Genomic DNA, 12,201 nt, shown 5'->3' with positions numbered 1-12,201 from the left:
GGTGCGGATGTCGGGGTAGCTGCCCTTGTTATATTCGTAATCGCCCGAAAGCCGCAGCGTCAGGGTGTCGGTCGGGCGGAGCAGCAACTTGCTTCGGAGCGAGAGATCGTCGGACCGCCGGTTTGTCTCGCGGCCCAGCGCGACATTGGTGCCGTACCCTTTGCCCTGCGTTTCGTAACGGATGCCGAAGTCGATTGCGGCCGCATCGCTGGTGCCGCCAGCGACATAGAGGTCGCCGATGAAATCCTGGTAATTGCCGTAGGTCGCGCTTGCCTTGCCCTCGAAGCCGCCCTTGGGATCGCGCGTGACCACCTGGATCAAGCCGCCGGTGGAATTGCGGCCGAACAACGTGCCCTGCGGTCCCTTCAGCACCTCGATCCGATCGATCCCGCTGTAGGAAAAGAGCGAGGCTGCCGACGATGCGAGATAGACGCCGTCGACATAGACCGCGACGGGATTTTCCAGGCCCGGACCGACGGAAGATGTGCCGACGCCGCGAATGCGCGGCTGAAAATAGCCGGCCTGCGATGGCGCCTGCAGCCCCGGGGTCAGCACCGCGAGGTCGCGGCTGTCGTCGACCCCCACCGCCTCCAGCCGTGCTGCGGTGATCGCGGTGATCGCGATCGGAACCTTCTGGAGATTTTCGCCGCGACGCTGCGCCGTGACGACGATGTCTTCGACCCGATCGGGACCGGCATCCGGCGTATCCGGGGTGGTCGTGGCTGTCTGCGTATTTCCGGCGATGCCGCGCACATCACCAGCATCAAGAAACTGACCGAGGCAAAATCTCGCATAGCAACCTCCCCAAAATCGTCTTCTGTCGAAGATCGGAATGAGCGGTCCACGGTGACACTATCGTCGCCATGTCTGCTCGTTTGGCCAAGTCTTAGCGCAACTTTACCGTACCGCAAATAGAAACGTCATGTACCGGACAGCGGTACAATAATAGAGATTAACAATTGATATGGCGGGCGTCTCGCTGCCGGCACACGCCCGCGTCAGGCGATGGCATGGCGCACCAGTCGATCCAGATCACCGTCATGACGAAAACCGAGCCGATCAGCGGTCGACGTGACGAGTGGAGGCTGTGACGCGAATTGCGCCTCCAGCGCCGGTCGCGGGGCGAACGTGATCGCCGGCGCGGTGTCCGGATAGTGGCGTGCCAAGGTGTCGATCAGCGCCCGGATCGTGACCCGCAGCGCGGGGAGCGTGATCGTGCGATCCGCCAAGGGGGAGAGCAGCGGCACGCGGCCGGCGTGCAGGAGCGCTTCGACACAGGCCTGTGTCGACAACAGCCAGATGGTGCCCTCCGGCGATACCGGCACGGTCATGGCCTCACCGGTGGCATGGACATGAAATATGCGGTTGAGGAACACCGCCGGGACGCCCGGGGCCGCAGGCTTGGCGACGATCGCCGGGAGGCGCACCGACAGCCCGTCCAGCCAGCCCCGCGCCGAAAATTGCGCGAGCGCGATTTCCATCGTCCGCTTGTGGGCACCGTACACCATCGTGGGGCGTGGCGCCGTATCATCATCGACGGCGGGGGGTGGAGGCTCGCCGAACACCGCAATCGAACTGGCATAGACGACGCGGGGGCATCGTCCGGTGTCGCGCAGCCGTTCGAACATATCGAGCGTCGCATCGATATTGACGCGCCGCGCGGCGGCATGGTCCGCCTCCGCCGCGCCACCGACCACCCCGGCCAGATGGTAGACCAGATCGACCCCGCCGGCGACGGCCGCCGCGAGGATGGCGGGATCACCGAGATCGCCCTGGATCGTCTCGATCCGGGCATGCGCATCGCCGCCGATCGCGACCGTATCGAGCAGCACCAGCCGTGCGTCGGCAAAGGCTGGGTCGGCACGCAGCGCAGCGCAGAGCTGCCGGCCGATGAAGCCCCCGGCACCGGTCACGAGAATGCGTGCCGCCGACGTCGTCATGCCGGCGCGCCGTTCGGGAGGTGCGGCACCCCGCCACCCAGCGAGCGGACCACCGCACACAGCGCGATGACGAAACCGGTCACGCCCAGCACCGCGAAGGCGGACAGGAAGCCGTCGACGACGTTTCGCGCCAGGAAGGGCAGGATCAGACCGCTGGCGAATTGCCCGGCGGAGAACAGCGACTGGAAGATGCCGACCCCGCGTCCGCGCGCGGCGAACGGCAGGCCGCGCACCATCCAGGTCACCAATGTCGGCATCAGCATACCGGCGCCGATCAGCGCGCAGAATGCGGACACCGAAAAGGCGATGTCGCTGCCGGCCTGGCTCATCATCAGCATGCCGCCGCCGAGCAGCGCCATCTCCACCGCGATCAGCCGGCTGGTGCGCGTGGTGACGAAACGTCGGAAGATCAGCGAACCGATGGGATTGCCGAGCCCGCAGACCGAGGTGAGCAGCCCGATTCGCGCCGGATCGGTGACGCCGAGTTCGATGAGGCCGAATGCCTGCTGGATCGCGACGATGAAGAAGAAGGACCCGCCGACCAGGGTGGCGGCGCCGACCGCCAGCACATGTGCCCAGGGGAAGGCCTGGCCAGGGGCATCCGCCGCCGGACCGCGCGCATGCTTCGGTTCCCAGGTAAATGCCAGCATCGCCGGCACGATCAGCAGCGACAGGCCATAGACCGCGGTGGGCGCACGCCACCCGAAGCGCGCGCCGAGCACACCCGACAAAGCGAGGAACAGCACCGCCGATCCGGACGCGACGGTGCTGACCAGTGCGAGCCAACGATCGCGCCGGACACCGGTGAAATAGTCGGCCAGCATCGTCATGCTGAGCGTGACGATCATCGCTTCGCAGATGCCGAGCAGCAGCCGGCTGACGAGGATCGCGTTGAAGCCGCTGAGGAACAGCGGCGCCATCCCCGCCGCGCCATAGAGCGTCAGCGCCGCGATCAACGGTGCGCGGCGCCCGATCCGGTCACCCAGCGCCCCGGCGAACACCGACAGCAGCGCCATGCACAGCGCCGGCACGGTCAGCAGGCTGGGAACCCAATAGGCCGCACCGGGCATCGCGCCATATTCGCGCAGGATCAGCGGCAGGACCGGCACCAGCAGCAACGGCCCCATCGTCGGCAACGCCTGCTGCACCAGCAAGGTCATGCCTTGCGGCCAACCGGCTTCCGGCGGATTCCCGCCGCCCTGCACGGATCGCATCATCATCTCTCCTGGGTTAGGCCGTGTCCGCCGGCGCGTGTGGCGACGATGGTCGCATAGTCGTAGCGCGCGATCAGCGTGCCGTCCGTGGCGCGATTGTACCGCCCAAGGATCTCGATGAACCCGGCGCGGAACGCGACGCGCTGGTCCGCGGTGAAGCGGGACATGCCGTTCATGACCGGGCCGTAATTCTGCGCATGATTGTCGAACATCGCGTCCGCCGACGGAAAGCAGGCATCGACATCGTGGTGGCCGATCACGATCGCGCTGCAATAAGGACCCAGCAGTTCGGCGGCGCGCGGGCCGTCCGTCCAGACATAGGCCGGCAGCGGCGCATCGGCGGGTGGCGGCACCAGCCCGTGGATCATGTGATAGACGTCGCTCGGCAAGCTCTGGCGCGCCCAAGCCGTCAGCGCGATCGTTCCGCCGGGGCGGACGACGCGGGCGAGTTCCCGCGCGGCGGCCTGCTGATCGTGCAGGAAGACGGCACCGAATGTCGACAGGACATAATCGAAACTGGCGTCCGCGAACGGCAGGCTGCCGGCATCGCCGACCTGGAAGTCGATACCGGTCAGCCCTTCGGCCTCGGCGCGCTGCTGACCGCGCGCGATCAGGCCGGACGCGATGTCGATCCCGGTGACCGCGGCACGGCGGCGGGCGGCGGCCAGCGTGGTGTTGCCGGTGCCGCAGCCGACATCGAGCACGCGGGCGCCGGCGGGGATCGCCAACGCCGCGCACAGCCGTTCACCGACGATGACGTTTTCGAAGGCGAGCTTCTGATAATCACCGAGGTTCCAGACATCGGCGGCGGATCGGGTCGTCATGCTACATCTCCGCCCATGAGGTCGAACAGCGCGTAGGAAGGGTCGCTGCGGTCGCGGATGCCCTTGTGCGGCACCCGATCGAATTTCTCGTCGGCGCCGGTCATGACGCGGATCCAGTCGACCAGTTTCAGCCGGCGTTCGATCCGCCAGACGCCATCGCGGCGGCTGAACCGGTCGATATAGCGCGCGGCGATGATCAGGTCCTGCTCGCCCCCCGGCATCGGAGTCAGATGACGGCCGATCTCGTACGATTCGACGCCGGCACTGTCGCCGTCCAGTTCGATCAGGATATTGCCGAGCAGATGCTGCACGCGGCGATTGCCCGCCTGCACGCGCATCGCGATGTCGATGAAGGTCGCGAGCGGCACATAATCGGGCGCCGCCCAGCAGATTTGGGCATCGTCGTGGAACCCGGACAGCATCAGGCCGCGGTCGATCCGGTCCATACCGCGGTTGATGCGGTAGAGGCAGTCGCGAATCTCGTCCTTGGCCACCAGCCGGTCGAGCTGGCGCGCGCGCTGCATCATGATGTCGTCGCTCATCAGGCTATCTCCGCCAGCACCGCATCGAGCGTTCGATCGCACCAGGCGGCATCGCCGTTGTCGAACCGCCGGTCCACCGTCCAACCATGCAGGATCGCAAGTTCCCCGCCCTTGATTTCGACGATCTTGCCCGTCAAACGGCAGCGGGACGAGGCCAGATGGACCACGACCGCGGCGACATTGTCCGGGCCCATCCGGTCGAAGCCGTCATCTACCGGCTTCATCAGTTGCGGCGCGACAAACTCGCTGATGCGCGAGCGCGCGACCGGTGCGACCGCATTCACGCGCACGCCGATGTCCGCCAGTTCCGCTGCGCACGCCTGGGTGAGCGCCGCGATCGCCGCCTTGGACGCGGCGTAGGCGGCGTTGGGCCTGTGCGACACCATCGTCAGCCCGACCGACGAGGTGGTGTTCACGATCGCGCGTCCGGCGCGCTTGCCCTGGCGCCGCCAGTGCGCCGCGACCCAGTGGGTGAGCGCGGCGGTGCCGTTCAGGTTCACCGCCAACGTGCGCATCCAGTCGTCGTGCGTGATGCCGTCGATCGATCCGGCAAAGCGGGAGATGCCGGCATTGTTGACCAGGATATCGACGTCGCCAAACGTCGTGACCGCGGTTTCGACGATCTGCCCCGCGGCCATCCAGTCGGTGATGTCGGTGGTGTCGGCGACCGCGTGGCCGCCGGCGCCGACGATCTCCGCCACGACGGCGGCGGCGGGGCCGGGATCACGGCCGGTTCCGTCGCACGCCACGCCCAGATCGTTGACGACCACGGCGGCTCCCGCGCGGGCGAGCGCCAATGCGTCGGCACGGCCGATGCCGCGCCCGCCGCCGGTCACGATCGCCACCTTGCCTGACAGTGTCCGGGTCATGTCGTCATCCTCTGGCCGCCTCTGGAGCGGATCATCTTATTGCGCCTGTCTAGCGCCATTATACTGTACCGACAAGAAGGATAACGCGTACCATACAGCAATACAAAAAATCCGTGGCCGGGGCTTGCAAGCTGCAGCGATGGGACCGGTAACAAGCCAGCACAATCACAGCTTGACGGCGCCAGCCAGCGGAATATAGTCCGCTGCAAGATACACAATGTATCGATGAACGGTGCAGGAGATGATGATGCCGGGTTGGGAAGATGGGGACTGGCGCGACGACACGCTGTGCCAGTTCAAGGAATCGAACTTGCTCAACAGCATGGGGCTCGAATTTTACGACCTCAGCCACCCGTGGGGCCTGGGTCAGCCCTGCTGGCCCTATTTCGAGGATGTGAAGATCGAGCGGCTGCACGGCATGTCGCGATCGGGCGTGTTGACCCAGAAGATCACGACGGTCATGCATTCGGGGACGCATATCGATGCCCCCGCCCACGTCGTTCCCGGTACGCCCTTCATGGACGAAGTGCCCTTGCCCTATTTCTTCGGTACCGGTGTCGTCGTGTCGATCCCGAAGAAGAAGTGGGAGGTCATCACCGCCGAGGATCTGGAAAATGCCCGCCCGCAGATCCGCGAAGGCGATATCGTCATCGTGAACACCGGCTGGCACAAATATTATGGCGATAACCGCCATTATTACGCCTATTCCCCGGGTTTCTACAAGGAAGCCGGCGAGTGGTTCGTCAGCAAGAAAGTCAAGATGTGCGGGTCCGACACCCAGGCGCTGGACCATCCGCTGGGCACCGCGATCGGGCCGCATGGCACCGGCGCACCCAACGGGCTGATCCCGCAGGTCAACATCGAATATGAGCAGCTGACCGGGCGAAAGGTGATCGAGGATTTCCCCGAATGGGAGCCGTGCCACAACGCGATCCTGTCCGCGGGTATCTGCGGGTTCGAGAATGTCGGCGGCGACATCGACAAGGTGACGGGCAAGCGCGTGACCTTCGCCGCCTTCCCGTGGCGCTGGAAGAAGGGTGACGGCTGCATCGTCCGGCTGGTCGCCATCGTCGATCCGACCGGCAATTTCCGGATCGAGACCGGCCGTAACGACTGACGGCGTTGCCGCGCCGATTATTGTCCTCCCTGTGAGATGAACCCATGTCCGACATGCACGTCCTGCCGGTGATCATCGTCGGTGGCGGCCCGACCGGCCTCGCCACCGCATTGGAACTGACCCGGCAGGGCGTGCGGGTCCGGATCTTCGATCAGTCGCCGCACGCGAATACGGAATCGCGGGGGACAGGATTGCAGGCCCGCACGCTCGAACTGCTCGACCTGTATGACGCGAGCGAAGAAATACTCGCGCGATCGAACCGCGCGAAGGCGTTCATCACCTTCCGCCATGGCGAGGAGATCGGGCGGATCGACTTCACCCTGGCCGCGCCGCGCTTCGGTGGCTCGCCCGTGCTGCCGCAGGCCATCACGGAGGATATCCTGCGCAACCGGCTCGCCGCTGCGGGTGTCGCAGTGGAGTTCGGCATCCAGGTCGGCGCCATCGACCGCGCGGCGGAGCAATGCACGGTCCACGCGACCGACGCGGCGGGCCGGCCGATCGCCGCGGCCGCACGCTGGGTGGTCGGTGCCGATGGCGCGCGCAGCGTGGTCCGGACCTTGCTCGACCTGCCGTTCGACGGCGTCTCTTATCCGGAGGGGTGGGGCCTGATGGACGCCACGCTCGACTGGCCGCTGGCAGCGGATGCGGTCCGCGTGTTCCGCGGCGATGGTCCGCAGCAATTCGTCGTGGTGCCGCTGGGCGGGGACCAGTACCGGCTTCAGCTCGACCACCGCGCGGACGCGGTGCAGGCCGCCGCGCCGGACGTCGCCGAGATGCAGGCCGCTTATGATCGCTACGTCCCGCATCCGGGATCGATTTCGGCACCGGCATGGCGATCGTCGTTCCGGGTCCATCGCCGCCAGGTGGTCGCCTATCGCGACGGCCGCGTCCTGCTGGCCGGCGACGCGGCGCATATCCATACGCCGGCGGGTGCCCAGGGCCTCAATACCGGGATCCAGGACGGTATCAATCTTGGCTGGAAACTGGCGCTGGTCGCGTCCGGCAAGGCCGATGCCGCGCTGCTCGAAAGCTATCAGGACGAACGCAAGCCGATCGCGGCCGGCGTGCTGCAACTGGCCGAAGTCCTGGCGCGCAACCCCGAGGCGATGCTGGGCGACGGATCGGTGCCGCCCGAAATCCTGTCGGCGCGGGTGGGGCAATTGTTCGTCAGCTATCGCGACGGTCCGCTGGCGCAGGCGCCGACGGACCGGACCGGACCAGTCGCCGGCGACCGCCTGCCCGATGTCGAGATCGGCGGCGCGTGGCTGTACAGCCGGTTGCGGCCGGGGGGCATCGTCGTCGCGGTCTTCGGGGGTGGGACCGACATCGCGTCGCTGGCGGTGGCATGGGGCGGGGCGATCCGCATCTGGCATGTCGATGCCGATGACCCGGAGGGGGTGCTTGCGACGGCGCTGGGGCTGAGCGCGGGCGCGGCGGTCATCCGGCCGGACGGCTATCTGGGCGCGATCGTCGCTGGCGGCGCGCCGTCCGGCGCCATCGGTACCTGGCTGGCCGAGACGCTTCACCTTTACCCCACGGTCGAGGCGGTCGTCGCCTGACGCCGCGCTTTTGCAGAGGACATCCATGGACATCACCCGCTTCGCCGATGCGCGGCCCTACACCGCGCCCAAGCATCACGACATGCGCGGACTGCGCCTGCAAGGCTTTGACGCGAGCGCTTCGCGTTTCGCCTGGACAGGGCTGTCGCATTTCCTGCCCGGTGGCGGCGCGGAGATGGACAGCAGCCCGCTCGAAAAGATCTATGTCATCCTGGACGGTGCCGTGACGATCACGCTCGGCGACGGCAGCGTCACCTGTCTCGAACGATATGACAGCTGCTTCATACCCGGCGGCGAAGCGCGCGAAATCCGGAACGACGGCAATGCCGTGGCGACGATGCTGGTCGTGATGCCCTATCCGGAGGCACGCGCATGACCTTGCCCGCCATCGATACGTCGGCGTTGTTCGACGTGCACGGAAAGTCGGCGATCGTGGTCGGTGCGACGGGCGCGTTCGGCAAGGTGGTGTGTGCGACGTTGGGCAGGGCCGGCGTTCGGCTGGTGGTGACGGCGGGCAATGCCGCGGAACTGGCGACGCTTGCGGACGAACTGGCTGCCGCCGGGATCACGGCGATCGCCGTCAACACGCGTCCGAATACCGAAGCCGATTGCGATGCGATCGTCGCGGCGGCGGTACAGGCGCATGGCGGAGTCGATATCCTGGTCGTGGCGGCCGGCGTGAACGACGTCGCGCCGATCATCGACATGAGCCACGAGCGGTTCGCCGCGGTGATGCGCGCCAATGTCGATGGCGCGTGGCTGATCGCGCAGGCCGTCGGCAAGCAGATGATCGCGCAGGGAACGGGCGGAAAGCTGGTCTTTACCTCGTCCGCGCGCGGCAAGCTGGGTCATCCGGCCGGCTATTCCGCATATTGCACGTCCAAATCGGCGATCGACGGCATGACCAAGGCGCTCGGCTGCGAATGGGGCAAATATGGCATCACCGTCAACGCCATCGCACCGACGGTTTTCCGGTCGCCGCTCACCGCGTGGATGTTCGCGGACGACGACAAGGCGATCGCGGTTCGCGAGGGCTTTCTGGCACGCGTGCCGGTCGGGCGGCTGGGCGAGCCCGAGGATCTGGCCGGCCCGCTGCTGTTCCTCACGTCGCGGGCGTCCGATTTCCATACCGGTCACATCATTTATGCCGATGGGGGCTATACCGCGGGATGAGCCGGCCGCCGGTCTCGCGCCATGAACGGCGGGCCGTCGCGATCCTGGCGATCGGGTTCGGGCTGGTGGGGATCGACCGGTTCCTGATCTCGACCCTCTATCCGACGATCGCGCGCGATCTGGGGCTGGGTTATGCCGATATCGGTGTGATCGCGGGCGCGCTGGCGCTGGCATGGGGTGTTGCGGCGCTGGTGATGGGCAACCTGTCGGATCGCATCGGGCATCGCCCGGTGCTGGTCGGGTCGCTGGTCATCTTCTCGCTGCTGATCGGCGGCAGCGGGCTCGCCACCGGGTTGGGGGGGCTCATCCTTGTCCGCGTCGTGATGGGATTTGCCGACGGCGCCTATACCCCCGCCAGCATCGCGGCGACGATCTGCGCTTCGCCGCCCGAACGGCACGGCGGCAATGTCGGGCTGCAACAGACGATGCTGGTGCTGTTCGGCCTCGGCCTGTCGCCGCTGCTGGTCGGCGTGCTGCTGCGCGCGGGGCTGGACTGGCGCTATATCTTCCTGGTCTTCACGCTGCCCGGGCTGGTGGTGGCATGGGCGACCTGGCGGATCATCCCGCCGGCCCCGATCGCCACGGGAAAGCGCGCGAGCGTCGCCGATTGGCGCGCGGTGCTCGCCTATCGCAACATCCGCCTGCTGATGGCCGGGATGCTGTGCTGGCTGACCTGCCTGATCGTCACCAGCGCGTTCCTGCCGAGCTATCTGGTCGATCACCTGAAGCTGGATGCCGACCGGATGGGCATGGTCATGTCGGCGATCGGCTTCGGCGCGGTGGCCGGTACCATCCTGATGTCCGCGCTGTCCGACCGGATCGGGCGCAGGCCCGTGATGGTCATGAGCGCGATCGGCACGCTGGCCGCGCTGGTTGCGCTCAGTCGCACCGGCGCCACCGCCGGGCCGCTGTTCGCCTGTCTGTTCGCGGTGCATTTCTTCAACAATGCGCTGATCACCCTGACGGTCGGGCCGATCGCGATCGAGACGGTCCCGTTGACCCTGATGACCACCGCATCCGGCGTAGTGATTGCCACCGGCGAAGTGCTGGGCGGCGGCATAGCGCCGATGCTGGGCGGCTGGGTCGCGGAGTATTTCGGTATCCGGCACATCCTCTGGCTGCCGATCGCGGCGATGGCGGCCGGCATCCTGCTTTGCCTCGCGCTCGACGAGACCCACAAGAAAGCGACGCCATGAAGAACAAGGTCATCATCACCTGCGCCATTACCGGCGGCATTCATACGCCGACACTGTCGGATGCACTGCCCTATACCCCCGCCGATATCGCCGCACAGGCCATCGCGGCGGCGGAGGCGGGGGCGGCCATCCTGCATCTTCACGCGCGCGATCCGGAGACGGGCGCACCGACCGGCAGTCCGGACGTGTATCGCCAGTTCCTGCCGGTGATCCATCAGGCGACCGATGCGGTCATCAATCTCACCACGGGCGGATCACCCAGCATGAGCCCCGAGGAGCGGCTGGCCGCGGCGTTGGCGTTCAGCCCCGAAATGTGCTCGCTCAACATGGGCAGCCTGAACTTCTCGTTCCACGACATGGGCCGCAAGGTGACGAACTGGAAGTTCGCGTGGGAGGACCAGTATATCCTCGACAGCGAAAAGTTCATCTTCCGTAATACCTTCGCCGATATCGCGCGCAATTATGCGCTGCTGGCCGATCACGGGACGCGGTTCGAGCATGAATGCTATGACATCGGCCACCTCTACAACCTGGCCTATTTCGTCGACAAGGGCATCGCGAAACCGCCGTTCTTCATCCAGAGCGTGTTCGGTATTCTGGGTGGCATCGGCGGTGATCTGGACAATGTGATGTTCATGCGCCGGACCGCCGATCGGTTGTTCGGCAGCGACTATGTCTGGTCGGTACTGGGCGCGGGCAAGCACCAGATGCCGGTGGTGACACAGGCGGCGATGCTGGGCGGCAATGTCCGCGTGGGGTTGGAGGACAGCCTGTTCATCGGTCGCGGCACGCTGGCATCAAGCAATGCCGAACAGGTTTCCAAGATCGTCCGCATCCTCGCCGAACTGGGTCTGGAGCCCGCCAGCCCGGCGGACGCGCGCGCAGCGCTGGCGCTCAAGGGCCGCGACGGGACGCAGTTCCGGTGACCCGCGTCGCGCTGATCGGTGCCGGCCTGATGGGCGCCGGCCTGGCGCGGCTGTTCCGGCGCGCGGGTTGGCCGGTCAGCGCCTATGATCCCAATCCGCAGGCGCTCGCCGCGTTGGCGGGGGTGCGCCATGCGGGCTCCCTGGCCGATGCCGTGGCCGATGCGGAGTGCGTGATCGAGGCGGCATCGGAACGGCTTGCGATCAAGCAGGCGATCTTCGCCGAACTGGCCGCGGCCACGGGCCCGGATACGATCCTGGCGAGCAATTCGTCGGTGATTCCGGTGGGGGCGATCACCGCATCGCTGGACGACGCGGCCGCGGCGCGGATCATCGGCACGCACTTCTGGAACCCGCCGGACGTCATTCCGCTGGTGGAGGTGATCCAGGGACCGCGCAGCGGGCGCGACGCGATCATCCGAACGATGGCGATGCTGACCGCGGCGGGCAAGGAGCCGATCCACGTCCACCGCGATACCGTACCGGGCAATCGCATGCAGCATGCCTTGTGGCGGGAGGCGATGGCGCTGGTCGACGAGGGGGTGTGTAGCCCCGAGGATGTCGATCACATCGTCAAACGTAGCTTCGGATTGCGGCTGCCGGTGCTGGGACCGCTGGAGAATGCGGATCTGGTCGGCCTGGAACTGACCGCGCAGATCCACGATGTCGTGCTGCCTACGCTCAGCGACCGGACGACCCCCTCACCGTCGCTGGGCACGCGGCTGGCGGCGGGCGCCGGTGGCGTGTCGCACGGTGCGGGTTTCCACGACGGCTGGACGCCGGAACGCGTGGCGGCCCTGCGCGCGCGGCTGACCGCGCATCTGGACGCAATGCTGCGCTAGCG

General features: G+C 66.8%; 13 protein-coding genes. 7 read left to right on the top strand and 6 right to left on the bottom strand.

The features are described from left to right. The 6 genes from VF649_RS09030 to VF649_RS09005 form a co-directional block, all read right to left on the bottom strand. A partial coding sequence (locus VF649_RS09030; protein ID WP_331011631.1) for a TonB-dependent receptor plug domain-containing protein occupies window positions 1–753 on the bottom strand: 753 nt, incomplete at its 3' end. A gap of 245 nt (window positions 754–998) precedes the next feature. Further along, window positions 999–1,940, bottom strand: coding sequence for an NAD-dependent epimerase/dehydratase family protein (locus VF649_RS09025; RefSeq protein WP_331011630.1), 942 nt, complete (start codon window positions 1,938–1,940; stop codon window positions 999–1,001). Then, complete coding sequence (locus VF649_RS09020) at window positions 1,937–3,157, bottom strand: MFS transporter (RefSeq protein ID WP_331011629.1); 1,221 nt, start codon at window positions 3,155–3,157, stop codon at window positions 1,937–1,939. The genes VF649_RS09025 and VF649_RS09020 overlap by 4 nt, the downstream gene beginning before the upstream one ends. Continuing rightward, a complete protein-coding gene (locus VF649_RS09015; protein ID WP_331011628.1) occupies window positions 3,157–3,978 on the bottom strand; it encodes a class I SAM-dependent methyltransferase in 822 nt (273 codons plus the stop codon). The genes VF649_RS09020 and VF649_RS09015 overlap by 1 nt, the downstream gene beginning before the upstream one ends. Then, on the bottom strand, window positions 3,975–4,520 hold the full coding sequence (locus VF649_RS09010; RefSeq protein WP_331011627.1) for a nuclear transport factor 2 family protein: 546 nt from the start codon (window positions 4,518–4,520) through the stop codon (window positions 3,975–3,977). Before VF649_RS09010 ends, VF649_RS09015 begins: the two co-directional genes overlap by 4 nt. After that, on the bottom strand, window positions 4,520–5,389 hold the full coding sequence (locus VF649_RS09005) for an SDR family NAD(P)-dependent oxidoreductase (RefSeq protein WP_331011626.1): 870 nt from the start codon (window positions 5,387–5,389) through the stop codon (window positions 4,520–4,522). Before VF649_RS09005 ends, VF649_RS09010 begins: the two co-directional genes overlap by 1 nt. 247 nt (window positions 5,390–5,636) lie before the next feature. On the opposite strand from VF649_RS09005, the gene VF649_RS09000 reads away from it, so the two are divergent. The 7 genes from VF649_RS09000 to VF649_RS08970 are packed head-to-tail and all read left to right on the top strand — an operon-like array spanning window position 5,637 to window position 12,199. Continuing rightward, window positions 5,637–6,506 carry a cyclase family protein gene (locus tag VF649_RS09000; RefSeq protein WP_331011625.1) on the top strand — a complete coding sequence of 290 codons (870 nt, stop codon included), beginning with the start codon at window positions 5,637–5,639 and terminating at the stop codon, window positions 6,504–6,506. Window positions 6,507–6,550: 44 nt separating this feature from the next. Next, a complete protein-coding gene (locus VF649_RS08995; RefSeq protein ID WP_331011624.1) occupies window positions 6,551–8,065 on the top strand; it encodes an FAD-dependent oxidoreductase in 1,515 nt (504 codons plus the stop codon). Window positions 8,066–8,090: 25 nt separating this feature from the next. Further along, window positions 8,091–8,441, top strand: a complete 351-nt coding sequence (locus VF649_RS08990; protein WP_331011623.1) for a cupin domain-containing protein — start codon at window positions 8,091–8,093, stop codon at window positions 8,439–8,441. After that, window positions 8,438–9,238: an SDR family NAD(P)-dependent oxidoreductase gene (locus tag VF649_RS08985; RefSeq protein WP_331011622.1), complete on the top strand. Its 801-nt coding sequence runs from the start codon at window positions 8,438–8,440 to the stop codon at window positions 9,236–9,238. The genes VF649_RS08990 and VF649_RS08985 overlap by 4 nt, the downstream gene beginning before the upstream one ends. Next, window positions 9,235–10,434 (top strand): MFS transporter, encoded by a 1,200-nt coding sequence (locus VF649_RS08980; protein WP_331011621.1) that lies wholly within the window; start codon window positions 9,235–9,237, stop codon window positions 10,432–10,434. Before VF649_RS08985 ends, VF649_RS08980 begins: the two co-directional genes overlap by 4 nt. Then, window positions 10,431–11,360 carry a 3-keto-5-aminohexanoate cleavage protein gene (locus tag VF649_RS08975; RefSeq protein WP_331011620.1) on the top strand — a complete coding sequence of 310 codons (930 nt, stop codon included), beginning with the start codon at window positions 10,431–10,433 and terminating at the stop codon, window positions 11,358–11,360. Before VF649_RS08980 ends, VF649_RS08975 begins: the two co-directional genes overlap by 4 nt. Then, on the top strand, window positions 11,357–12,199 hold the full coding sequence (locus VF649_RS08970; RefSeq protein WP_331011619.1) for a 3-hydroxyacyl-CoA dehydrogenase family protein: 843 nt from the start codon (window positions 11,357–11,359) through the stop codon (window positions 12,197–12,199). The genes VF649_RS08975 and VF649_RS08970 overlap by 4 nt, the downstream gene beginning before the upstream one ends. Window positions 12,200–12,201: the final 2 nt, after the last annotated feature.

Origin of the sequence: Sphingomonas sp., assembly GCF_036387535.1 — a bacterium.
GTDB lineage: Bacteria > Pseudomonadota > Alphaproteobacteria > Sphingomonadales > Sphingomonadaceae > Sphingomonas_R.
This window is presented reverse-complemented; position numbering and strand designations above follow the sequence as displayed.

Coding starts and splice junctions, on each gene's coding strand:
- VF649_RS09025 (WP_331011630.1), bottom strand. CDS start 1,940: ATGACGACGTCGGCGGCACGCATTCTCGTGACCGGTGCCGGGGGCTTC.
- VF649_RS09020 (WP_331011629.1), bottom strand. CDS start 3,157: ATGATGCGATCCGTGCAGGGCGGCGGGAATCCGCCGGAAGCCGGTTGG.
- VF649_RS09015 (WP_331011628.1), bottom strand. CDS start 3,978: ATGACGACCCGATCCGCCGCCGATGTCTGGAACCTCGGTGATTATCAG.
- VF649_RS09010 (WP_331011627.1), bottom strand. CDS start 4,520: ATGAGCGACGACATCATGATGCAGCGCGCGCGCCAGCTCGACCGGCTG.
- VF649_RS09005 (WP_331011626.1), bottom strand. CDS start 5,389: ATGACCCGGACACTGTCAGGCAAGGTGGCGATCGTGACCGGCGGCGGG.
- VF649_RS09000 (WP_331011625.1), top strand. CDS start 5,637: ATGCCGGGTTGGGAAGATGGGGACTGGCGCGACGACACGCTGTGCCAG.
- VF649_RS08995 (WP_331011624.1), top strand. CDS start 6,551: ATGTCCGACATGCACGTCCTGCCGGTGATCATCGTCGGTGGCGGCCCG.
- VF649_RS08990 (WP_331011623.1), top strand. CDS start 8,091: ATGGACATCACCCGCTTCGCCGATGCGCGGCCCTACACCGCGCCCAAG.
- VF649_RS08985 (WP_331011622.1), top strand. CDS start 8,438: ATGACCTTGCCCGCCATCGATACGTCGGCGTTGTTCGACGTGCACGGA.
- VF649_RS08980 (WP_331011621.1), top strand. CDS start 9,235: ATGAGCCGGCCGCCGGTCTCGCGCCATGAACGGCGGGCCGTCGCGATC.
- VF649_RS08975 (WP_331011620.1), top strand. CDS start 10,431: ATGAAGAACAAGGTCATCATCACCTGCGCCATTACCGGCGGCATTCAT.